At 48.3% G+C, this 22,339-nt stretch carries 18 protein-coding genes and 1 pseudogene; 10 read left to right on the top strand and 9 right to left on the bottom strand.

Features of this window, described 5'->3' with window-relative positions:
* Positions 1-19 precede the first annotated feature (19 nt).
* From NQD60_RS03335 to NQD60_RS03310, 6 genes are all read left to right on the top strand, one after another.
* Entirely contained in the window at positions 20-1,924 is a 1,905-nt protein-coding gene (locus NQD60_RS03335) for a GspE/PulE family protein (RefSeq protein WP_257101057.1), read from the top strand.
* On the top strand, positions 1,906-3,060 hold the full coding sequence (locus NQD60_RS03330; protein ID WP_257101056.1) for a hypothetical protein: 1,155 nt from the start codon (positions 1,906-1,908) through the stop codon (positions 3,058-3,060). The genes NQD60_RS03335 and NQD60_RS03330 overlap by 19 nt, the downstream gene beginning before the upstream one ends.
* A 74-nt stretch (positions 3,061-3,134) precedes the next feature.
* Entirely contained in the window at positions 3,135-3,716 is a 582-nt protein-coding gene (locus NQD60_RS03325; RefSeq protein WP_257101055.1) for a type 4 pilus major pilin, read from the top strand.
* Positions 3,717-3,739: 23 nt separating this feature from the next.
* Positions 3,740-4,960: a hypothetical protein gene (locus tag NQD60_RS03320; protein ID WP_257101054.1), complete on the top strand. Its 1,221-nt coding sequence runs from the start codon at positions 3,740-3,742 to the stop codon at positions 4,958-4,960.
* 169 nt (positions 4,961-5,129) lie between these two features.
* Positions 5,130-6,236 (top strand): conjugal transfer protein TraB, encoded by a 1,107-nt coding sequence (locus NQD60_RS03315; protein ID WP_257101053.1) that lies wholly within the window; start codon positions 5,130-5,132, stop codon positions 6,234-6,236.
* Between the two features lie 251 nt (positions 6,237-6,487).
* Positions 6,488-6,808 carry a hypothetical protein gene (locus NQD60_RS03310; protein ID WP_257101052.1) on the top strand — a complete coding sequence of 107 codons (321 nt, stop codon included), beginning with the start codon at positions 6,488-6,490 and terminating at the stop codon, positions 6,806-6,808.
* A gap of 424 nt (positions 6,809-7,232) precedes the next feature.
* On the opposite strand, the gene NQD60_RS03305 is transcribed toward NQD60_RS03310, so the two are convergent.
* The 4 genes from NQD60_RS03305 to NQD60_RS03290 form a co-directional block, all read right to left on the bottom strand.
* On the bottom strand, positions 7,233-8,657 hold the full coding sequence (locus NQD60_RS03305; RefSeq protein WP_257101051.1) for a 2-hydroxycarboxylate transporter family protein: 1,425 nt from the start codon (positions 8,655-8,657) through the stop codon (positions 7,233-7,235).
* Positions 8,658-8,743: 86 nt separating this feature from the next.
* The gene (locus NQD60_RS03300; protein WP_257101050.1) at positions 8,744-9,760 is read right to left on the bottom strand and encodes a PFL_4669 family integrating conjugative element protein; all 1,017 of its coding nucleotides are present in this window, start codon (positions 9,758-9,760) and stop codon (positions 8,744-8,746) included.
* Positions 9,750-9,983: a hypothetical protein gene (locus NQD60_RS03295; protein WP_223694215.1), complete on the bottom strand. Its 234-nt coding sequence runs from the start codon at positions 9,981-9,983 to the stop codon at positions 9,750-9,752. Before NQD60_RS03295 ends, NQD60_RS03300 begins: the two co-directional genes overlap by 11 nt.
* Positions 9,983-10,705, bottom strand: coding sequence for a hypothetical protein (locus NQD60_RS03290; protein WP_257101049.1), 723 nt, complete (start codon positions 10,703-10,705; stop codon positions 9,983-9,985). The genes NQD60_RS03295 and NQD60_RS03290 overlap by 1 nt, the downstream gene beginning before the upstream one ends.
* A 327-nt stretch (positions 10,706-11,032) precedes the next feature.
* On the opposite strand from NQD60_RS03290, the gene NQD60_RS03285 reads away from it, so the two are divergent.
* Together NQD60_RS03285 and NQD60_RS03280 are read left to right on the top strand one after the other, a co-directional pair.
* Positions 11,033-11,527 (top strand): helix-turn-helix domain-containing protein, encoded by a 495-nt coding sequence (locus tag NQD60_RS03285; protein ID WP_257101048.1) that lies wholly within the window; start codon positions 11,033-11,035, stop codon positions 11,525-11,527.
* A 17-nt stretch (positions 11,528-11,544) separates the two neighbouring features.
* A complete protein-coding gene (locus NQD60_RS03280; RefSeq protein ID WP_257101047.1) occupies positions 11,545-12,189 on the top strand; it encodes an MBL fold metallo-hydrolase in 645 nt (214 codons plus the stop codon).
* A 130-nt stretch (positions 12,190-12,319) separates the two neighbouring features.
* On the opposite strand, the gene NQD60_RS03275 is transcribed toward NQD60_RS03280, so the two are convergent.
* Positions 12,320-13,432 (bottom strand): J domain-containing protein, encoded by a 1,113-nt coding sequence (locus NQD60_RS03275; RefSeq protein ID WP_257101251.1) that lies wholly within the window; start codon positions 13,430-13,432, stop codon positions 12,320-12,322.
* A 988-nt stretch (positions 13,433-14,420) separates the two neighbouring features.
* On the opposite strand from NQD60_RS03275, the pseudogene NQD60_RS03270 reads away from it, so the two are divergent.
* Together NQD60_RS03270 and NQD60_RS03265 are read left to right on the top strand one after the other, a co-directional pair.
* Positions 14,421-14,570, top strand: a pseudogene (locus NQD60_RS03270) (IS5/IS1182 family transposase); the annotation flags it as partial.
* Positions 14,571-14,620: 50 nt separating this feature from the next.
* A complete protein-coding gene (locus NQD60_RS03265) occupies positions 14,621-15,532 on the top strand; it encodes a L,D-transpeptidase family protein (RefSeq protein ID WP_257101046.1) in 912 nt (303 codons plus the stop codon).
* A gap of 91 nt (positions 15,533-15,623) precedes the next feature.
* Here the strand turns inward: NQD60_RS03265 and NQD60_RS03260 are convergent, their stop codons facing one another.
* The 4 genes from NQD60_RS03260 to NQD60_RS03245 all read right to left on the bottom strand — a co-directional run bounded on the left by NQD60_RS03260 (position 15,624) and on the right by NQD60_RS03245 (position 22,034).
* Positions 15,624-15,764 carry a hypothetical protein gene (locus tag NQD60_RS03260; protein WP_257101045.1) on the bottom strand — a complete coding sequence of 47 codons (141 nt, stop codon included), beginning with the start codon at positions 15,762-15,764 and terminating at the stop codon, positions 15,624-15,626.
* A 186-nt stretch (positions 15,765-15,950) separates the two neighbouring features.
* Positions 15,951-18,569: a pentapeptide repeat-containing protein gene (locus tag NQD60_RS03255; RefSeq protein ID WP_257101044.1), complete on the bottom strand. Its 2,619-nt coding sequence runs from the start codon at positions 18,567-18,569 to the stop codon at positions 15,951-15,953.
* A gap of 176 nt (positions 18,570-18,745) precedes the next feature.
* Positions 18,746-20,221: a WD40 repeat domain-containing protein gene (locus NQD60_RS03250; RefSeq protein ID WP_257101043.1), complete on the bottom strand. Its 1,476-nt coding sequence runs from the start codon at positions 20,219-20,221 to the stop codon at positions 18,746-18,748.
* 595 nt (positions 20,222-20,816) lie between these two features.
* Positions 20,817-22,034, bottom strand: a complete 1,218-nt coding sequence (locus NQD60_RS03245) for a hypothetical protein (protein ID WP_257101042.1) — start codon at positions 22,032-22,034, stop codon at positions 20,817-20,819.
* Positions 22,035-22,339: the final 305 nt, after the last annotated feature.

The following is a 22,339-nucleotide window of genomic DNA, read 5'->3' as shown; positions in this document are numbered from 1 at the left end:
TCATCAAAAGTAGCTGACCATGCTCTCCAAATTGATCCCCAAACCGAATCGCTCTAACCCGCACAACACCAGTGAAGCGCTGCGTTTTCGTCGCGCCAGCCGGACTGCCCCAGCCTCTCAAGCGAACTCTACTACCCCGCGGCTCACGCAAGCCAATACGGTGATCAACTTACCCAATGAGCTGCCCTATTTCGTGCGCACACTGTATGAAGAAATCTCTCTACAAGCCTCGCTACGAAACCAAATTTGCCCAATCCTGATTGAACCTGCAACAGAAAAAATGCAGCGTGGCCGTTTCGCTCTGATTGTGCTTGATGCCATGCTGCGCTCAGATATCACCGAGGAGATTGTGCGGCAATTAAGCACCCGCTACGTCCCGGCCGAACCATTCTATTATGTTGCAGCGCCAACCTTAATGATTGAATTATGCCGCGCTCGTAGCGCGCCGCACGGCAACCTTCATCTAGAGGGCAGCACCGCAAAAAAGCCGGATGATAGTGCATTGTGGGCTCATTTTTTAACCGCGGCACGCTTTGCAATCGCTCACAGCGCTTCCGATATTCATCTGGAAATTCGGCGCACGCAAGAACGCTCGCCAATCGGTTTTCGGGTAGCTGGCCGCCTGGTCCGCCCCTCGGCCTTCCATATGTTCACAGCGCATTTGACCGATATGGCCGCAATTATCTATTCTCGCGGCAACTCAGTTTCCGAATCAATCTTTAACGAAAATTATGCCCAGCAATGCCAAGTGCCAGCTACCATCGATAACCAGAAGATTCTGTTCCGCTTAGCCACCTTTCCACTGGTCAGCGGTACCGATGTGGTATTGCGTTTGCTGTTTCAAGACGACGCCCAAACCATTCGCTCGCTGGCAGACTTAGGCTATCTACCTGACCAAGTAGCACTGTGGCAACGCGCCATAGCCCGCTTAAGCGGTGCTACGATTGTCGCCGGCGTGGTCAATTCTGGCAAATCGACCACCATGCAAACCGTGCTAGCACGTATGCCGGTTTGGCATAAAAAATTTTCCATTGAAGATCCTGTTGAGTATCTAATCCCGGGGGTTTCTCAAATCTCGATAGCCCGCTCGCTCAGCGAGCAAGACCATCACAGCGACCCGTTTCTGACCATCAAACGGCAGCTCAAACGCGGCGACTTAGACGTCTGCTTTATCGGTGAGGTTCGAGACCGGCAGAGCGCTGCTTTGTTGCGCGACATTGCCGAATCCGGCCATCGTGCTTTCACCACACTGCATACTCCTTCTGCCATTGGCATTGTAGATCGTCTCTCCGATCACGAGCTCGGCATACCACGCGAAGTACTCGCGACACCTGGCTTTCTCAATCTACTGATCTACCAAACCCTGCTGCCCACACTCTGCCAGCATTGCAAAATACCTCTGGCTGAACTGATGCGTCCCGCAAATGCTCGAACGCATCACTTGGCCCAGCTCGCCGACCTGTTTCCAGACTCAGACCTGTTTACCCTAGCCGAAGGACTGACTGCCTATCTTGCACGCATTGTCCGCTGCTTTAAAATCGAACGCTTCGAGCACCCTCAAATGCCTGGCCTTTTTTGCCGTAACCCAAATGGCTGTGGGCACTGCCAGCGCGCAGGGCTACCTGAGTTAAATGGCTTACATCATCGCACGGTGGTCGCTGAAATGTTCGAGTTAGACCGATCCATGCTCCAATTAATCCGCGCCCATAAAAATCTAGAACTGCACCAATATCTTTACAACTTGCATAAAGCCCCGCTCGACGCGGCGTCGACCAGCGGTAAATCGGTCCTGGAAATTGCTCTTTATAAAGCCTTGCAAGGTGAGATCGATTTGCTTGATATCGAAGCAAAATTCGGCTCATTTCTACACTATGAACAACAGTTAAAACTGCATAGGAGCGCGCGATGCATTCGCCACCCCTGACCAAACTGAAGCAACTATGGCAAGTCATGAGTAGCAGATACAGGCCCAGTTTCAAGCGGCGCTTGCTCTGGGCCCAACGGCGCTTCTACCAAAAACGCGCTGAATTCTATATTGATCTTGCGAGTCAAATCGAAGCGCAGCCAGGGCAAACACTTGCCATATTTTTACAAAAATATGCCCTACGCTACCCAGGCGAACCCGTCGGCATTGTTTGCGCTCACTGGCTCATGCGCTTCGAAGAAACGGCCCGCTTCTCGCGAGCCGTCACCCATACACTTCCTCCCGAAGAGGTTACCGTGCTTGCCGTTGCTGAAGAATCAGGTGATCTTAAAATAGGGCTACGCACCTTAGCGACCAATATCGATGCCCTTGAAACCACCAAGCATTTATTCCTTTTAATCAATGCCAGCGCGCTCGTCGGCCTAGCCATTTTGCATATTTTTTTAGGCCTAATTGGCTATTGGATCGTGCCGAAAATCGAATCTGCGATGAACCTCGATAGCAACCTTTATGGACCCATTGCGCAAACCTATCATATATTTGCCACCGCAATCCGCATGGTTGGCCCAGGTTGGCTGGCCCTACTCGTAGCCGCCTTGATATGGGGCTCTTGGTCAATCAAAAACTATACCGGGCATTGGCGAGCATGGCTTGACCAACACGTTATCTTTTACAGCGTGCACCGAGATTTTGCCGGTGCGCTTTTCCTAGCGACAATCGCTTCCATCACCCAGAAAATTGGCGCACGTGCAATCAGCATCCACGAAGCCTTGTTACGCATTAAACCCTACGCGTCCCCTTGGCTTGCTGCGCACATTAAGCGGATTTTGCTCAATTTTGAAGAAATGCCCAATGCGGGCGGAGAAGCATTTGCCACCGGCATTCTTCAGCGGGAATTCCAGTATCGCCTGCAAGACATTAGCGAATACCAGAAACTTGATAGCGCGCTCCTAAGCGTCGCCCAATATATTCTGCGCGAAACACCAAAGCGTATTCAACGAACCGCTACGCTGATCCGCTATAGCCTCTCATTCTCAACTGTAGCGATCATGATGGGCCTGTATTTTGGACTACTTGGGATGATTAACGAATTCCAAGCATCTTCCGCCATGCAAAACATCATCCTGAGCCCCTAGTCGGCCACAGATTGGCTTCTGGTTAGCAGCAAAATCCACCCCCTTATTTCACTCACCCGATTTGGCAGACCACGATGAAGAAAAATCCACGACAACAACCCAGCACATTGGTAAGCACTGTGCACCATGCTCACACACTTAAAGATCGCCGTCAGCGCGGCTCTGTCATGGCTGAATATGGCTTAATGCTCTTGCTGGTCTCCTTTGGGCTAGTCGGCACACTGGTTTATTTTTCCACCAATAGCCATGTCACACACGCCAACACGCTGGCGATGGATCTCAACGCTCTAATTGGTACAGTGCGTACCGCGTATTCCGGCAATTACGGGGCAATTAGCAATACCGCGTTACATCAAGGCGGTTTTTTCCGCTCTATGCCGTCACTCAAAGATAATCACGGCACAGTAACCGTCTCACCCGGCAATGGCGTACTGATTGTGACCCCTGGCCAAATCAACACAGCCAGCGACGCCGTTCAATACCAAATCACTAATCTACCCGATATAGCCTGTTTACCGCTTGCCACGACCCTGGCGCGCAGCGCTGCACGACTCACGATCAATGCCAGCGAAGTTAAAGCGCCTGGCGGCCAACCCGACCCCTCTCAGATCCGCTGTTCAGGCGACGCGAACACACTCACCCTGGTGTTTGGCTAACCGTACTCACTCCGAGAAGCCCCATGAAAACCTTCACTGACATCGACGATTTAACCCATCTGCGCTGGCCCCCTTATCACCAGCACGCTGGGCTATCGCCAAGGCACGCTGGACAATCCTCCAATCTCGGCTGGCGCAGAAAATGCCAACGTGGTTTTATCACCATCGATATAGCATTAGCCATGACACTTTCGACAATTAGCATGGTTGCTGCGGTCTACAAAGTACACACTGAGATTGCGCAGATTTTTGCAAAATCGACCGGGCAGTATCTCTACACTTTACAAACTGGCGTCAATAACTATGTGCAAACTCACTATGACACGCTCTCCAATGGCGCAGCGATTACGCGTATAGAAAATTCGCTTGAGCCAACCGTCGCCGAATTGCGCGCACTCAAATTCCTGCTCCCCACATTTGCCGATACCAGCCCACTTGGACTCTCTTTTGCCACCCGACTCAAGCCAGAAAACTGTCCGGGCCTAGCCTGTTCAATCACGGGACTGATTTATTCTAAACAACCTTATCGTGATCAAGAAGGCACGCTGCGCATCGATTTGTTATCTCAGGCCAGATTGGCGGCTGGTGCAGATGCCGCCCTCTCCACAGCGGCCAATGGCGGCCAACTGGTTGGCGTGGATAATAAGTGGTGGCAAGCTAACCCGCTAGGCGACGTAGCCGGCACGCTTGCCGCACGAGTAGGCGCCGTGACAGGTAATTTAACTTGGCAACTGAAACAGCTTTACAAGCTAGATGGCTCACGCCCATTAACCGGCTCAATGAACGCCGGTGGACAAGATATCCTCCATGCCAAAACCATGGCGACAGAATGGATGGCGGCAAATCACGCCATGGTTCAAAAGAAACTCACCACTCACAATTTACAATTAACCCGCTTGGCGCAAGCAGGTGTGAGTTGCGATGAAGGACATGGCGCGATTGCCATCGATAGCTCTGGTTTTCTGTTGACCTGTCAAGCCGGTATTTGGCGCTCATCCAGCGCACAAAGTTTCACTGGCTGGCAGTCTCTGGAAGCGTCCGGATGCGTGCAGCAAAACGGCTTGCTACTCGCCACCTCACACTTTAATACGCATATGGTGGGCTACACCTCTGGCATTGTGCGCTTTGAAGACTATAAACGCGACAAATATGGGCAGGGCAAAAACAGTGCATTGATGCCAATCATGCAAGGGGAATGCTTCGCAATCCACGGCGCAGAAAGAGTCTGGTTTATGGGCATGTGAAGCGTTCGCACCTGCTCAGCTACCTGCTTGTGAGCCCTATTCCAAAGCCAACACATGCGCCAAACCGCATTCAGCTGCCTAGCTTAATTTATTACAGCCTTGCCGGCACAGCCATTGCCCTTATAGCCTGGTTTCCTGGCCACTGGCTAGTCAGTTTAGCGCTCCTACCATGGCTCTGGTGCAAAGCGCACATACACACTGGCAAGCGACGGCACTTTGGCTGGCCTATTACCTGACTGGGGCACGCGATATTCCACTGATATGCGCACGCTTTTTCAGCGGCCACGATGAGCTATCTGCCAGCTTGGGCTATATGCTAGGCATCGGTTTTTGGTTAGCGCAAGCTGTCTTGCTTGCAATACCCTGGTCTCTATTACACCCCACGTCCAAAGCACCTGCAGCAAAAACCATCATCCGGGTATTCATCGCCCTCTTCTGCACCAATCTGCCGCCGCTTGGCATCATTGGCTGGCTGTCTCCGCTGCATATCAGCAGCGCACTCTTTCCAGCTTGGGGAGGTTTAGGTTTACTCCTTGGCATCGGGACACTTTGCCTTGCAGCTGTATGCCCCGGCAACCGTAAAACGATATGGTTTACCTTATGCTTAGCTGGCCTGGCTCTAACCGCACATAAAAATGAAACTCCCCCGGCCATACCCGCCGGCTGGCTAGCACTTGATTTACAACTTGGCCGGCTTGATCAAAGCACGCTACCTGCATTATTTAAGCGCACCGAGCAAGTGCAAAGCGCGCTCTCACAAGCACTCGCCCAACCTGCCACCACAGTGGTTGTATTACCAGAAGAAATTATAGGACTCTGGCGGCCAGCTTTGGCTTTTTGGTGGCAAGGACAGATACGCCAAGCGGCGCGTCAGGGTCAAACTTTTTTACTTGGCGCCGATCTCCTTAAGCAGGAAATTCCGCTACGCTACACCAATAGCGTATTGGCATTTGGCCACTACCCAGCTCGCTTAGATAGCCGTATGCCGATGCCAGCCGGCCTCTGGCGCCCAGGCAGCGCAATCAGCGCAGTAGCCGGAAAACTCAGACAACCTTACCTCAAACTTGGCGACCTTCAAGCCGCGCTTTCGATCTGCTATGAAGATTTTTTATGGTGGCCGCATTGGCGCCTATTCTTCGCGCCACCGGAGATCCTCATTAGCGTGGCAAACCAATGGTTTAACAGCGATTTGCCCCTAGCCGAAATGCAACAACAAAGCATCCATTCCCTGGCTCGACTGGTTAGGGTTCCAATCGTGCGCTCGACCAATCGCTGATCACCCCCCTACTAATTGGCTAATGATTCATTCTAAGGCGTGTATTGACTTGCATTGTCACTCCAATCGTATAAGATAAAACAAACCTCATTAGCACAGGTCAGTGCTAATGAAATATTCGCGGTTTGGCTCTGTTCATTTTGAATGGCCGCGGGTCTCTCTGGCTTAGAGCTTTTAACCCTAATGGGGAACTTATCCTTCCCCTGATAGGGTGCATGGTGAGTTCCTTTTTTTATTTGAAGAGAACCATCATGAATCAAATGACTCAGCTCGATGAAGCCCAAGTATCTGAATATCAAATCACCGGCATTCACTACTTAGCTTCTACATACAAAAAACCGCTCAAAGTAAGCCAATTTGGCCAATCCACCCAGCCCTTTTTAACCTGGTTTTTTTCAGTTGTTCGGGGCAAAGCCAAGGGTATTCGTTGGTTGAGTCTGGACTGGATCTCCCCAAAACGTTTACTCCAACTAAGATGGGTTAATATTGTGAGCAGCGACGCTCAGTCACGCTTGCTTGATGAAGCATTGGTTGAAATAGATGACATCATCAACCCCTTAGATCAATATTAACTACATTATTTTTAAGCAAAATGCTTAAGCTTTGAAAATCCTGTCATATCGGCGGGATTTTTTTATGCGCTAAAGCTTTTTCACGAAAAAATTGACCACTTAATATAACGCCCAAACTTTTGGGTCTAGCTGTACGACTCGCTCATTTTAATGGACCCAGACATAGACGCCTGCAAGAAAGCATGGCAATATACCAACTAGCTCGGGATGTTCGAGCGTTTGCGTATATCGCTTGATAAATACGCACTGATACCCGATTCGGCTGCCGAAAGGTCGGGTGAAAAAAGCAGTGTACTTCACCCTCACCTCCAGGTTGCTGCAAACGTGGCGCTTCCAACCCTGGGGGCTGAGCTACTCGTCGCAGCCCGAACGGCTGCGATTACTCTTATCTTGACGCGGAAGCTGCAATTTTCCCCGCTAAAAATCACCCTACTCGGGCCAACAAAATAAGCGCCAAAATCACCGTTAACGCCCCGCCAATACGCGTCGCCAATTGCGCAAACGGCATTAACCGCATGCTGTCAGCCGCCGTGAGAATCGCCATATCGCCAATCCCGCCCATACCGCTATGACAGGCATTGATCACCGCACTTTCGACCGGATGCAAACCAACCCAACGCCCAACCGCAAAGCCCACTGTTGTTAATGTCAACACAGTCGCAATAATCGTGACGCAATTCGCCAGCGTAAAAGCGGCTAGCAGCCCCTCCCATGGCGTCAGCGTCAAGCCAATGCCAAACAATAATGGATACGCCACGGCGCTACAGAAAAAATGATGCATCATCTGCGCACCATATTCCAATTTAGGCGAGACAGTGCGCGTCAATTTAACCAGCACCACCAGGCACAGCATCACGATCGACGCCGGCCATGCCGTGCATTGATGCACCAATAGTCCAATCATATAGAAACCCAATGCGACCATGCCGGCCCCTGCTAACGGCTCCATTGTCATCGGCGGCAGATTATTTTCTCTAGCTGGGGCACTCATCAATAGCCCACAACCTTCTCCGCGATAGCACGGATAACGCTTACCAAACTGATAATATAAAGCGGCACAGATAATCGCCGTCAAATTACCCAGCACCACTGGCGGCACGACCTGCGCAAAGAGTTGAGGTTGCGGCAGCTGTAAAATTGCCGCATAGCCGAATGTCAGCGGAATCGCCCCCTCACCGAGGCCACCGGCCATAATGGGAATCACTAAATAGAAAAAAGTATCATATGCGCTACGGCCAAACGCTAGACCCGTCAAAGTACCGACTAACGCTGCGGCAATCGAGCCTGCCGCCAATGGGATAAAAATTTTAGCGCAACCTTGAATCAACACCTGTCGATCCATACTCAGCAAGCTGCCAACAACAATGGCAGCGGTAAACAGGTAAAGAATCTTGGTTGCATGCCAAAACTCACCAATCGAGCGCACTAAATCAGCGGGTATCCACTGGTAATGTACTAAGCATGAGGGCAATAAGAGCGTCACAATCACCGGCCCGCCAATGCGCCGTAAGCCAGGCAGACGTGCGCCCAACTCTGAGCAGGTAAAACCAAGCACGGCAAGCGTGGCGAACATCACGGAAATTTCGCTAGGCAGCGTACCCCAAATTAAAAAAGCGCCTAAACAAGCAAAAATGGCGCAATACAGAGGCAGTGGCACAATGCCAATACGAAACTGTAACAGCTGCCGCCACCCAGCTGACCAAGCTCGTGACCGTAGTGCATAAAAATAGCTTTTAGAGACCGGCAAACCTTTGTATAAAACAACTTTTGTCCGCCCGCGAAATAGCTTAGAACGCATTAGATATGCACGACACCTATGCGCCCAATGCATTTTGGATTGAGGTTCCATAAACGCTCCCTTTTACGCCGATCATTACAGTTGAAAGGAGTGCAAGTAGCTTCTCTTTTTGATAACGACAGGCCGTATTATTTTATTTATATCGATTCAAGCAAACGGTATTCCGCTTCGCTTAAATTGAGATGCCGCTTAGTATGGCGAGGTTGTTTCAGGCCCATAAAAATATCTTTAGGGACCGCCCCAAATAGTTTTTTGATGGTGCTCACACGCGCTTGCGCCAACGCCTGGGCTGTTGGCAAAAAATCAAGCCGCGTCAGCTGAATCAGAGCATCCTGCGTTAAATATTTTTGCCAATACACAGCGCGCTCAAAGATGCTGCGACATTTATGCTTGACTGCTTGCAACGCTTGATGGCCTTCGTGCGATGAAATCAAATCCCGATACTGCGCAGATTTGATAATCCGAGCATAGCCGTCGACTTCAACCAACAGTAACGCAATCATAAAACCGTATGGAGAAGCAAAACCAAGGCGAACCTTAGCAGGTTCCCGAGCTTGTAAGATCGAATAAGAAAGCCCTTTTTGCTTCAATCCGTCAAGTTTGCCTAGCATGCGTTTTTGTTCTGCGTTAATGAGCTTACGCACTTCGGCAATACGGTTCGAAACTTCAATCAAAGCCCAGTCGGCATAAGGATTATCATTACCAGATAATGACCAAAGGGCGCGCAACGCAGCGGCCACGCGCTTGCCCCCGGCGCTCGGAGAGCCTGATTCTCCAGGCCGAATTGCCAAACCGAGGAAAAGCCGCATTGCATGCACCGTATGCAACTCCATCGTATCTTCCACTTGAGCAGCAAGCTGCCCCAACGATTTAATTTTGCGCGCATCGCTAATGGGTACAAGTGCGTCTGCACTTTGCCGCGCAGCATACGTTGCCTGCATGTGTTTCAGGCTTTGTTCGCGCTCACAAAAAAGCTCATAACGGGCAAAAAACGGATCGGCCGGATCAGGCATATCCGATTGCAGTAAGTGCCACACAATTTTACGCTCGGCCTCCAGATCATAATGGTCTGGAAAAGGCGAATCCGCCGAAGTCGCAAACGCATTAAGAGCAGAGTTCCACCGCCTGGGCCGTAATGGTGCTTTAGTGACCATCACGATACTCCGTACGCGCCTGATGAGCCGCTGAACAACGCACTCTCCATTGAATAAACTCAACCATTAGCAGCACAAGCCACGCAACAATCTTAAGATAATAGGCAAACCATACAAGGTAGAAAAAATACAGTCCATCCGAACGCATCCAAAAACGATTGAATTGCCGCTCAAAGTCGCCCATTTCGCTCAGTAATATATCTGTACGAGGCTTCCAGCTCATCACTTTCTCATTTTCACATTCAACGCAGCAAATAACGTGGTCAACGTGAACTGCGGAAATTCGCCATGGAGCGCAATGTAACGCTCGCGATTGTCTTGACGCTCTTGGCAAATTTTTTGCCAGATGCGGTAAATTTGATGAATTTGTTGTAACGGCAGATTAACCGCTTTAGCCGGCGGCACGACTGCCAATGCTTTGCGTAATCGGCCCACCTGTGCGCGCGTCACTTGAGGGAAGATACTTCTGAGCAACGCTAGGCTAGCTTGCGCTCGTACAAAATACTGGAGCGCCGCGTCCTCCCACTCCATCGATTCAATATGCTCGCACCGAAAATTCAATGTATGAGCATGAATTAACACGCGCACCGAATTCATCGCCAACAGTCGATTCATCAAGCCCTCAATATCCGGATCGCGCAAGATCTGCAAAGTAGCGCTGGAGAGCCCTTCCAGCTTGGCATGAGCTCTAATAGACGTGATTAATTCAAGTAACGCAGAGCGGCGCAGATCGTTTGAATTCAATTCAATCAACCGATCATCCAGGCGGCAACCTTGCGCCAAGCAGGGCAATGTATTTTTGGGTTGAATATTTTTATTTTCAGTTGAATTATCAGCGCTTACATTACCCGCTGACAATTGACTGACAGGATTTTGGGCATTCACGCATGAGGCAAGCTTGGCTTTAATGTCCTTAGCACTAAATTTACGCGCGAGCTGGCTCATATGCATTCCTGCCCGCAAAGAGCCTGCTGCACTGCGATTATTGGGTTATAAAATAGATAATAAGGCAAGAAGTTACATAAACTCTCTAGCCCGTTCCTGCTCAAAACTAGTGAGCTAATCGTCGACATCGGCGCTTCCCTTGATTCGCTATAAATGGTTTAACACACTGACCTCCGGCGCTATCGCCCCTCTTGGGAAATCCAACTCTTTCCTTTTTCACTTTATTTTCAGTGACTTAGGTTAAAAAACAGTTAAAGCAATCACTCTAAAACCATCTTTATGTATCAATATATGCCAGTTATTTTTGTTTAACAAGAAAAATTTGCAGTGACGCTACTTTTTCTGGCAGGTACATTGTATGACATGGACATACATGCACGAATCAAACAAAAGCGCCTAGAAAAAAAGTTTTCGCTAGAAGAGCTTGCCCAGAAAGTAGGAGTTAAAAGTTGGCAGGCCGTTCAGCATTGGGAACGGGCGGAAAATAAAGGCGGTACAGCGCCGCATAGAACCCGGCTGCCTGCTGTCGCTGAAGCGCTAGGGGTATCGCCAGAATGGCTGCAATTTGGGGACGAAGCTATTTCTGCCCGAAAACGGGCCAAGAAAGACAAACCACTCTTAGCGTTTGAACAAAAATTAATTAGTCATCATGAAAATCTAACGCTTACCGTACGTCAGTTGATCCAAAAATTAATCGATGCGGATAAAGTGGGAGCTTTGCCAAATAACGTAGTGGCAGCACTTGATGGCGTTTTAGGTGTATATCTGGAACTGCGTCAAGCATTTCAGAATAAAAAATCGCAAAAAACCAGCGCGCCCTAACCAACCTGTGCTTTGCCATGAAAACTAAAATCATCCCCGTCACGCCTTTTAAGCAAAACTGCACTCTACTCATCTGTGAGGCGAGCAATCGCGCAGCAGCAGTAGACCCTGGTGGAGATTTAGAGCGTATCGAGGAGCAAATCGATAAAGAAGGCGCCACTTTAGAGAAAGTGTTTCTAACGCATGGCCATCTTGATCATTGCGGCGGCGCACAAGCACTGGCGCGCAAATATCACGTGCCCATTGAGGGGCCTCAGAAAGAAGAACGTTTTTGGCTAGATTTATTGCCAGAGCAAAGCGTACGCTTTGGCTTTCCAGCCGCCAGCGTATTTGAACCTGACCGCTGGCTAGAAAACGAAGATCGTGTGTATTTCGGGGAAGAAATGCTAGAGGTCTATCATTGCCCAGGCCACACACCGGGGCATATTATCTTTTTTAGCCGAGCGCATCGCTTGGCCATGGTAGGCGATGTATTGTTTGCTCACTCCATCGGCCGCACCGATTTTCCTCGCGGCAATCATGCCGAGTTGATTCATTCTATTCGGAGCCGCTTATGGCCTCTTGGAGACGATGTGACTTTTATTCCTGGGCATGGCCGCACCTCTACTTTTGGGCAAGAGCGCAAAACCAATCCACACGTTGCAGATAGGTTAATTTCATAAGCCTAGCGCTTGAATTAAGGTATTAGGCAAGTGATAGGCATATTCTAAGGCAGAGGGTCCAGCAGGGATCGGCACTTATGGCGTCCCTCCCAGACCTGACTTGCTCTGACTCGCCAACCCGGCCATCCCTCTATACGAATGATATAGATCTAGCCGACGCAAGCTTGAAGGTCTTAAGCCAGCACTTCACATTCTTGATATCTTCGAACGCAACAAGATCACGCTCAAGAACTCGGATGTTTTGCCGGAAATTTTTGATTTCAATAGCAAGATTTCGTAAAGCAATATCTGGGGACAGTTCCTCGAAAGACCCGATTCCATAAGTATGTCGAAATGTGGCTTCGACATGCAGGATTTCTTGATCCAGTTCGCGAACTTGCTCTTTCAAGACCTTGTTGTAGTGTTTCAGCCGGTTTTCGCTGATGCCGTTGATCGAATGCTGATCGATATGCTCCAGTTCCAGTTGCAACTCCAACAACTGTAATAGGTTGTTCTTGGTATAAGCGGCATTGACGCGTTGCATCAGCTTGGTTTTCCGATCACGTTCTTGCGGATCAGCTTCGCGATCGGGGTGCAGGGCACTGGCTAGTTTGCGATAAACCTCACGGATCGAAAGGCTAATCTGCGCCTGCTCTTCGTGTGCGCGAGCTTCTGCCGCAAGTTGTTTGGGTGATTTTTTTCTTGCCGCCCGGCGTGCTTCCCGCGCTGTGGTTTCGGCTTCGGCTTTCACTTGTTGTTGCTCGATATGCGCTTGAGCGTGTTGCAATAAATCTTCCGGCGAGCTTATGTCCAGATCGTCGCCTAGATTGACACCGAGCATCGCCTCCAACATCGACTTCATATCGTCGACTTCGGTAGCAGTTTCGCTGTCGTAGTCGATCGGGTTGTATTTATTGTAAATGGTTTTCAAACTCTCCTCTTCGTCGATCAGATCACGCGCCCAATCGACAATGACGGCTGCGGTCTTGCGACGTTCTGCTTGGGTGAGTCCCTTTTGGCCATAAGCCCGATCGAGGCAATGTACCATCTGGATTTGCAAAGCGGTCGAAGTCTGTTCAAGAGGCAAGAGATCGTTGACGTATTGTTGTTGGAACGCGGATGCCATGGTTTCCCAAGCGCCAAGCCGCTTGCGTCGCTTATCAATCTGTTTGATCAGAGAGTTGAACGCTTTTTGTTCTTTCGACAGCGCGAGGTTGTTTTGATCAGAGGCAATACTGACAGACCAATTGTTGGTTCTGGTCATAGGCTGATTTTTTACTGAAAGCAGGAGAAAAATAATAATTGTACATATTTTAACTTGAGATACAAGTTTTAGCCTCATTTTTCAGCGGCTGCATCACGGGCTGCATATTCCCGCCGCACTATTGATTGAAGGCCGTGCTGCCCCCGAATTTTGTTCGGCAAAACTAGAAGCCCTAAAAGAGATAAGGGTTTGCGGGCTATACCTTTCTATTGATTACAGAACGGCTTCTCGGCTAACCCTTTGATTTTTGTATATTTAACGGAGCCTGTTAATCCGTTAGCCGCAGCTTCGAGCCTGCGCGTCTTACCCTATGAGGCATACAGCTACGTAGCCTCATAGCATTTTTTCTCTAGTGAGAGAGCACATTTCAGGGCAAATTCCGCCGCATCGGAGCCTTGCGCCAGCTTAAATTTCTTTCTTTTCTTAAATATTCATCGGCTCGCTTCAAAGCAATCTTGCCACGGTCAAAAGTAGTGCCCAACGGCTTCCCTAGCTCAGTAGATTTCGAAACGACTCTTGAAAACATATTGCCACCTTACTTCTTTAATACTTCCTTCTTTAATACTCCCTTATTACTCTTTCACTATAGAGTATTTTTTTAAATCTATTGCTCTAATCTCCGCTATCACGGTGAACTGGCACAAACGACCTCCTAATATCGCTACAATGATTATCACCCAAACACCCCCATTCGCGTCGCACTACGCGCTACATTGTGGGAAGGGGCATAAATGTGGGGAAAATGATGTCGGCGCGAATAACGTTAACATCACACAATGTTCGTTGATCGTCTACGCGATCTAAAAGCAGAATGGTGCCGTGGACCGGCACCCAATAACCATTAAAAAATAATAGAATTTCTGTAATTTGGCGTAAAAATGGCGTAATTCATACTAAAATTTCCTTTCAAAATGGATAGGTGAGACGTAGTTGAGTTGACCTTGCCTATCTCTTATTTAAAGGGAGGGGTATGAACAAAGTAGAACAAGATGAAGCCATCGGGAAGAATTATGTGGGTCACACCACCAAAATCCATTTGGCAGTCTATTCTATTGGAAAACCAATTGAATCTAGTATGACAGGTAGCCAGATTAATGACTGCACGACGGCACCTGATCTGATCGGCACGTTACCGAAATGAGAGTTTGGTTGCTATGGCTTGCGCTTTCTTATGGTTGCCTATGTGCAATGTCAACTCGCCCTAACGAGAATGAGGAGTGCAAGCGCGGCAATGCGGTCGGTGTACACTCTAAACTCAAGGCGAACGAACCCTATTATCACTATGCCCAGGAAGCGGATCGTATCACCGACGAAATTATGCGCTCAGATGCGATTGATGGAGCATTCCGTTTGAGCTCTATCCATGCAGTTACTTCGCCAATCACCAGAGTGCAGCGGCCAGGGGCGGAAGATATGGATGTCCAATCAAAAGAAGATGAAAAGAAAGGCCCATGGAAAAGCGGAAAGCGAGACTGCGGAGAAGGCTGCAAGCGCCCTAATCGAGAAAATATTGACTTCCCCAATACGCATGTCAGCCGTATCACGATAAATCTCAGCACGGCGAAAATGTCGCTGACATGGAATAACCCGCGCAACTTGCTTTTACCTACCCGCACCTACAAAATTTCTGCGGGAGCTGGTCGCTGTTGCAATGACTGCGATGACGAGACTGTCAATAATACCGTAGATACATTATGCACTCCCAGGGGTAAATTCATTGTGCACAGTAAGGCTGCTGTGCTAAATAGCTGGGCTAAGAATCCGATCTATTTCGGCGGCAGAGACATTGCTATACATTCTGGTCCCCTACCAGATTATCCAGCATCACACGGTTGTATACGTACTGAGGAAGAGGGATCAGCGATTGTCCACGACAACTCACTATATTCTGCTAAATATGCTGCTAATCCTGCACTCGGGCTAGAGGAGCGCCGTACTCAAGTTATTGTAAAGGGTAATTGGAAAAGCTCGCACTGCTACCTCCAGGGAAAAAAGGGGGAACTGCCCGTGCTCAGGAAGGAAATATGCGAGCTAAAATCGAAAGGCGGAGGATCCGAGTCTCTTGAAAATTCACCGAGAGTGATCCAAACTGGGGGCTGAAGTGCCATAAACGACTTCTCAACGGCTGGACTGAGTCTCGCCTTCCCAGGAGACGAACAATTCTCGTTTCCGCCTCAGCCCCCAGTTTGGATCACTCTCCATCATCACAGAAGGTTGAAGCGAGATGGATATCCTGGGTACTTCTGGCGCTTTTTAAATAGGCGTTGGCGAGGTCAAGTGCTTGCTCCGCAGAGAGCGCACTCCGTGGTGACGATAAGATGCTACCCAACATATTGTTCCCTTATTATTGTCTGTTATAGCGCCAAGTGAGCCAGAAGAAATTGAACCGGATAACTGTCAGATCAGATCTGAACTAATACAAATTAAGCGTTAGCTACGAGAGCCAAATTTTTACCGCTTAATGACGCTTTGAATTTAATCCCGCAGCTAACGCTTATTGCTGATTTGTTGCTCTCACTTAAGCAAAACGATTCGCTTCTCCCACAGCTCCGCGCTGCTGTAAGAGCTGTTTATTCATCTGACTTAAGCCTCTCGCATCTTGAATATTGGCGTCTGTCAAAGTCAGTTTGACACGCATCGAACTCCAAGAAAGGCTTGCTTGATAGCGTCCCTCTTTTTCGCTGACCTGCCAGACACGGACTACTTCGCGGTTACTCGTAGTTGACAAATGGACGCTATCGGCCATCTCTTTCCAAGCAAGCCCATGAATTGGTCCATCAAAACCTCGCAACACCGTTAGACATTGACCCAAGCTCGCGCTCCATAGCCGTACCGTCTGGTCATCACTACTCGAGACGATCTGCTGGCCACTTGATGTATACACCACGTTCTTAACCCAGCCGGTATGCCCTTCCAAGATGTGAACGGCCTTCCCACTGCGCACGTCCCACAGTCGTACCGTATGGTCATCACTGCCGGAGGCAATCTGATAACCACCAGGCGAATACGTCACGCTACGAACCGGTTTGGTATGTCCTTGTAAAGAGTGGATGGCCTCCCCACTGTCCGCATCCCACAACCGTACCGTCTTGTCTAAACTGCCCGAGGCAATCTGTTGACCGCTAGGCGAATACGCTACGCTAGTAACATTGTTGACATGCCCTTTTAAGATTTGCTCAACCTTCCCACTACCCACATTCCACAAACGAACCGTCTTATCCCCGCTACCCGAAGCGAGCTGCTGGCCGCTGGGCGAATACACTACGCTAGTAACCATGCCGACATGCCCTTTTAAGCATTGATCGACCTCCCCGCTGTCCACATTCCATAAGCGAACCGTCGCGTCCCCGCCCGAAGCGATCTGCTGGCCGCTGGGCGAATACACTACACTAGCAAGAACGCCAAGATGCCCTTTTAAGATGTAATTAGTCTGCCCACTGTGCGCGTCCCACAAACGTATCGTCGTGTCCTGACTGCCCGAGGCGATCTGATGACCGCTCGGCGAATACGCTACACTTGTAACAGCCATGACACGCCCTTCTGAGGTGTGACTGGTCTCCCCACTGTACGCATCCCACAGCCGCACCGTATTGTCGCCACTAGCAGAGACGATCTGACGACCGTTCGATAAATACGCCACGCTCGAAACAAAGCCGGTATGCTCTCTGATGGTCTGGCTCTTCCCGCTGTCCACATCCCATAACCGCACTGTTTTGTCAGCACCGCCCGAGACGATCTGACGACCATTGGGTGAATACGCTACGCTTAAAACCCTGCCGTCATGCCTTAGTAAGACGCGTTGGAGTTCTCCGCTATGCCTGTCCCACAGTCGCACGCTACCGTCATCACTGCCCGAAGCGATCTGCCGACCGCTGGGTGAATACACCACGCTAGTCACGTCCCCAACATACTCTTCTTCGTCTATTAAAGTATGTTCAAGTTCTTCGCTGCGCACGTCCCATAATTGCACGTCCCCGCCCGCACTGCCGGTGGCAATCTGATAACCATCGGGCGAATACGCTACGCTAATCACTTTGCCGGCTTCCAGGTATAAGGTATCGCTGGGTTCTCCGCTGTGCGCGTCCCATACTTGCACACCCCAGTTACTGCCGCCTGCCGCAATCTGATGGCCGTCGGGCGAATACACCACGCTCGAAACGTCGTCCTCATGCTCTGTTAAGGTATGGCTGAGTTTTCCGCTATATGCATCCCACAAACGCACCGCTTGGTCATCACCGCCGGAGGCGATCTGATGACCACTAGGCGAATACGCTAAGCTCAAAACATTGCCGGTATGTCCTTGTAAGGTACAGATTTTCTCCCAGCTCGAGGTGTTATAGATGTTAATCGTGCCGTTTTTAAGACCCACTGCACACGCCTTACCATCGGGAGAGCACGCACAGGAATTGACTTCGCTTTCTTCTTGAAGATAGGGCCCTTCACCAAACCGTACCCCTTCCATCTTGGCCCCACTTAAATCCACCTGACGCAGCCAACTTCCACTTAGATTGGCTCCCCTCAAATCCGAGCTTTGTAATTGAGCCGAATCAAATATCCCGTAACTTAAATCCGCGCCTGGCACGCGGATTCCTTTAAGGTCTTTATGACTCAAAGACACACCGGCTTTCACCAACAACGTCAGCGCGTTAGCTGCAATAGCCTGCACCTCTTCTGTTTTGGATCGTTCTACCCAGTTCAATAATTTCTCTTTTAACTGCGCATCTTGGTGGACTTGCTCTCTTAAAAACGTAAATATATTTGGATCATTAACAAGACACACCAATTCAAAAAGTCTCGCTTTTTCGACTACCTGCTCGAGCTGCTTTGCCTCTAATAGGTTTTGCAATTGACGCAACGCAAATTGCTTGAACCCTTCATCTGAGCAAATTAAATCCCGCTGATATTCAGTTCGAATCCACTCTTTAATTAAATGTAATTTCAGCGCAGGAGAATCGATGAGATCGCCGTCACGAGTCACCGTCGTTAAGGCTTCAAACAAAGCTTGTCGGTTGGAAAAATCCAGTTGGTTCTCTATTTCCTCTCGAACTTCAAGTGGCAGCGCCGAAAAACTGGATTGATTGGACTTTTGTGCTGTTGAGTAAGGTAAATTGGCAAGGCTCGAAATAGGATTCAACATAAATGTCTTGTTCAATAGAAAAAAATAAAACTAGCCAATCAAGAAAGTAAAAATGGAATGACAAGTAACCAGTGAAAGTGGCTGAGCGTAGCAAGCATGTCCTAAATCCTACCACTTAATGACGCTTTGATTTTTGCCGCCGCGGCTAACGCTCATGGCGTCATGATTGATTTAACCTACGCAAAGTAACTCGGCTCTCCTACGGCGCCGCGCTGCTGTAAAAGTTTTTTATTCAACTGACTTAAGCCTTGTGCGTCCTTGATATCGGTGTCTGCCAAAACCAATCTGCCATAAGCTGTATTCCAGCAGAGTCTGACTTGAAAGCACCCATCCTCTTCAATCACACGGAAAACTGAGGTATCTCTACAGCCGGTAAGCAAGTAGGTGCCATCAGCTGCTTCCTTCCAGGCAAGGCTTTGAATGCTTCCCTGAAAACCACGCACCACCGCTAAACGCTGGCCCGAACTTATGTCCCACAACCGCACTGTCCTGTCCTCACTGCCTGAGGCGATTTGTCGACCGCTCGGTGAGTACAGCACACGTGTAATCGGGCCGGTATGCCCGTGCAATGTGTGGCTAGACTCTCCGCTGGGCGCGTCCCACAAGCGCACTGTCGCGTCCTCACTGCCCGAGGTGATCTGCTGCCCATTGGGCGAATACGCTATGCTCAAAACATAGCCGGCATGTCCCTGTAAGACATGCTCGGATTTTCCACTGCGCGCGTCCCATAGACGCACCGTCATATCACAACTGCTCGAAGCAATTTGATGACCGCTAGGTGAGTACGCAACACTAGTAACCCTGGTGGTATGCCCTTGTAAGGTGCAGATTTTCTCCCAGCTTGAAGTTTTATAGACGTTGATCGTACCGTCGTGGAGGCCCACCGCACACGCCTTTCCATTCGGAGAAAACGCACAGAAATGTACCTCGCCCTTTTCTTGGAGATAAGGCCACTCGCCAAATCTCACGCCTTCCATTTTGGTTTCGCTCAAATTAGCTTGGCGTAGCCAGCTCCCGCTAAGATTGACGCCGCTCAAATCTGCTCCTTGTAATTGAACAGAATCGAATACGCCATAACTTAAATCCGCGCCAGGCACGCGGATTCCTTTGAGATCTTGATGATTGAATTGCACGCCAGCTTTCACCAACAGCGTGAGCGCGTTCGCTGCGATGGTCTGCACCTCTTCTGTTTTAGAGCGCTCTACCCAATTCAATAATTTCTCTTTCAGCTGAGCGTCTTGGTGAACTAGCTCTCGAAAAGATGTAAATACTTCAGACGCATTGAGCAGACATACCAGCTTAAAAAGGCTAAATTTCTCTACCACCTTATCAAGCTGAGCTGAATCTGAAAGCGTTTGCAATTGACTCAAGGTAAATTGCTTTAACCCTTCGTCTGAGCAGATTAAAGTCCCTTGATGTCGAGCTTGAATCGTATCTTTGATTAACTGTAATCGCAGCACAGGCGAATCGATAGATTCCCCATTACGAGTCGCCGTCGTCAGTGCTTTAAACAACGACTGCCGACTCGAAAAATCCAACCGACTTTCTATTTCCTGCCGTACTTCCAGTGGCAGCGAAAGAAAAGCAGATTCGGTGGATTTTTGTGCCGCTGGATAACGCTGATTGATCGAGCGCGAAATAGAGTTCAGCATAAATCTTGTTCAATTAAAAAATAAAATTATTTCGATAGTTAATTTCTTGCTAAGGCTGCCCAGTCATCTTCTGCGTGACGACACTTTGGGTTCAGACACCATAGTTATCACGCTTATCGCTTATTTACGGGCTTCTGCTAAACAAGGGGGCGGTGGTGCAGTAATGTACTGCTGCTACCCGACATATGGCACCGAGTTGAGCAAATCTACCCCGATCCCAATAGTGCAGAAAACGGCCGTTTATTGCACCATAGCCGGCAACAAGTATGATGTGCCGACAAGCCTTTCGGTGTCATTCCAAAATCTCGTTCCAACATTCAAAGTGTAGCTATATTTAAAATTAAGGGCTTGTTGGACTTTCCGCCATGCTGCTCGGATATGTGTGATCTTCACCGATAATTGGCATCAAATCTTCAGCACTAAGTGGCGCCCTCCTATCCTTGCACGTTGAGTCTGAATCATGGGATATGCCTCATATTACCCCCGGAAGATGCGCTCTGACCTCTTCCTAATCTTCGACATTTGTGCAACAACGCCTGTTCATGCGCCTGATGTAGCAAGTACGGCCTAGATACACACAAATTATGTAACAAGCTTAAATATCAGTGGTAATATCACCGCAATACTTGTCAAGGTCGTAGTATTTGATTTTCACATTAGGGTATTTTGCTTCGATATCCCAACCGCCACATACAAGATCGTCGTCTGAGAACGCGATCTCTTTTATATTTGGTAGGTCGGGCCACTTATGCATATCCGCTTTGCTAGAATGAATAAAACAATTATAAATATTCAATTTCTCCAATTTTGGAAATCTTCCTAAAAAATCAAAGATTTTCTCTTCATCAACTTGATTCTGGCCAGTGCCAGCAAGGTTTAATTTCTTAATATGGTTTACGGTAGGCCACATAAGTGGTAAATCAGAAGTAACCTTATCTTGTGTAGCCGTGTAATCCCTTTGTGCAATAGAAGTAGTATCTACTAAATTGAATTTAAGCTTATGACAATAAGCCAAGACCAATACTTCCAACTTAGGAAATTTGCTCAAAAAAACCGATAAATTCTCATCTTTGAGATATTTATGATTAGAAAGTTTTAAAGTTTTAACATCGCTTAAAGTAGGCCACTCATTTTCTGAGTTAAACGCCAACTCGTCACATCGACGAAGATCTAAATAATCTAAATTAGGGAGTTTTTTTAATAAAACGGCAAGATTTTTGTCAACTAAATTCTTGTTATTATAAAAGTAAGCAACTTTTAAGTTGTTTAGGGTTGGCCATTGATTCACCAAATTGAATTCGATAAAATGACCGCCTGGAAGGCCAAGCTTTTCCAGATAAGGAAATTTTCCCAGTAAAGCGGGTAGATTCTCATCATTAACTCCATAGTCAATCATTAAAGATTTAACCGTTATATTTGGTTTTATTTTTACTAAATCTTGGGCCTGTAACTCAAAACCAGATCTCAGTTTGATATATTTTAAGTTAAATAGAGTTAATGCTTTTTCTAGGTATTCGACATTACGTAATATTATATCTTTAATTCCTTCGTTTGCTATTTTTTCTAAAATTTTACAAACTAAGCGTAGTTTTAATAAATTTTTCTTATACAAATGACCTGTCTCGAAAACAGTTAGCCATATGTCTAACGGGCATTTTTCAGCTAAGGATAGCTTTTTATCACCGGCTGAATCAGATGGCGATACTCTCTCCTCTTCTAAGGGAGCACTCTTAAGGGTAGTTAATGCATTAGCTTGAAAAGCAAGCGACGAAGTATAGCCAACCTCTCGCGTATTCTTTACCTGTGGAAACATGCCACCTCCAACACTTTAAAACGTATGATAAAAGACACTAGACGGACCAGCGGGGGCATTTAAACAGAAAATGACGGTTCGCTCTCACGCATTCATCATAGAGCTTCAATGCTAGTGCTCGCCTGAATTCTTTCGTAGATCAAATGAACTCAAATTCCACCAAAGCGCTAAAAATATAGCAAGTATGACAACAAATATTTTTGATAAAAATCTAGCGCTGCTTAATCAATTGCAATTTTCAGTATAGGAGCTTGATACGGAAGATGCAAAGCAAGCGGTAGAAACGAGTTGCCTCACATTAAAAG

The organism is Mycoavidus sp. SF9855 (assembly GCF_024582735.1).
Classification (GTDB): Bacteria; Pseudomonadota; Gammaproteobacteria; order Burkholderiales; family Burkholderiaceae; genus Mycoavidus.
The sequence above is the reverse complement of the archived record's forward strand: the minus strand, read 5'-3'. Positions and strand labels throughout refer to the sequence as shown.

Coding starts and splice junctions, on each gene's coding strand:
- NQD60_RS03330 (WP_257101056.1), top strand. CDS start 1,906: ATGCATTCGCCACCCCTGACCAAACTGAAGCAACTATGGCAAGTCATG.
- NQD60_RS03245 (WP_257101042.1), bottom strand. CDS start 22,034: ATGTTTCCACAGGTAAAGAATACGCGAGAGGTTGGCTATACTTCGTCG.
- NQD60_RS03290 (WP_257101049.1), bottom strand. CDS start 10,705: ATGAGCCAGCTCGCGCGTAAATTTAGTGCTAAGGACATTAAAGCCAAG.
- NQD60_RS03320 (WP_257101054.1), top strand. CDS start 3,740: ATGAAAACCTTCACTGACATCGACGATTTAACCCATCTGCGCTGGCCC.
- NQD60_RS03280 (WP_257101047.1), top strand. CDS start 11,545: ATGAAAACTAAAATCATCCCCGTCACGCCTTTTAAGCAAAACTGCACT.
- NQD60_RS03275 (WP_257101251.1), bottom strand. CDS start 13,432: ATGACCAGAACCAACAATTGGTCTGTCAGTATTGCCTCTGATCAAAAC.
- NQD60_RS03250 (WP_257101043.1), bottom strand. CDS start 20,221: ATGCTGAACTCTATTTCGCGCTCGATCAATCAGCGTTATCCAGCGGCA.
- NQD60_RS03305 (WP_257101051.1), bottom strand. CDS start 8,657: ATGGAACCTCAATCCAAAATGCATTGGGCGCATAGGTGTCGTGCATAT.
- NQD60_RS03335 (WP_257101057.1), top strand. CDS start 20: ATGCTCTCCAAATTGATCCCCAAACCGAATCGCTCTAACCCGCACAAC.
- NQD60_RS03315 (WP_257101053.1), top strand. CDS start 5,130: ATGGCTCTGGTGCAAAGCGCACATACACACTGGCAAGCGACGGCACTT.
- NQD60_RS03260 (WP_257101045.1), bottom strand. CDS start 15,764: ATGTTGGGTAGCATCTTATCGTCACCACGGAGTGCGCTCTCTGCGGAG.
- NQD60_RS03265 (WP_257101046.1), top strand. CDS start 14,621: ATGTCAACTCGCCCTAACGAGAATGAGGAGTGCAAGCGCGGCAATGCG.
- NQD60_RS03310 (WP_257101052.1), top strand. CDS start 6,488: ATGAATCAAATGACTCAGCTCGATGAAGCCCAAGTATCTGAATATCAA.
- NQD60_RS03325 (WP_257101055.1), top strand. CDS start 3,135: ATGAAGAAAAATCCACGACAACAACCCAGCACATTGGTAAGCACTGTG.
- NQD60_RS03300 (WP_257101050.1), bottom strand. CDS start 9,760: ATGGTCACTAAAGCACCATTACGGCCCAGGCGGTGGAACTCTGCTCTT.
- NQD60_RS03255 (WP_257101044.1), bottom strand. CDS start 18,569: ATGTTGAATCCTATTTCGAGCCTTGCCAATTTACCTTACTCAACAGCA.
- NQD60_RS03295 (WP_223694215.1), bottom strand. CDS start 9,983: ATGAGCTGGAAGCCTCGTACAGATATATTACTGAGCGAAATGGGCGAC.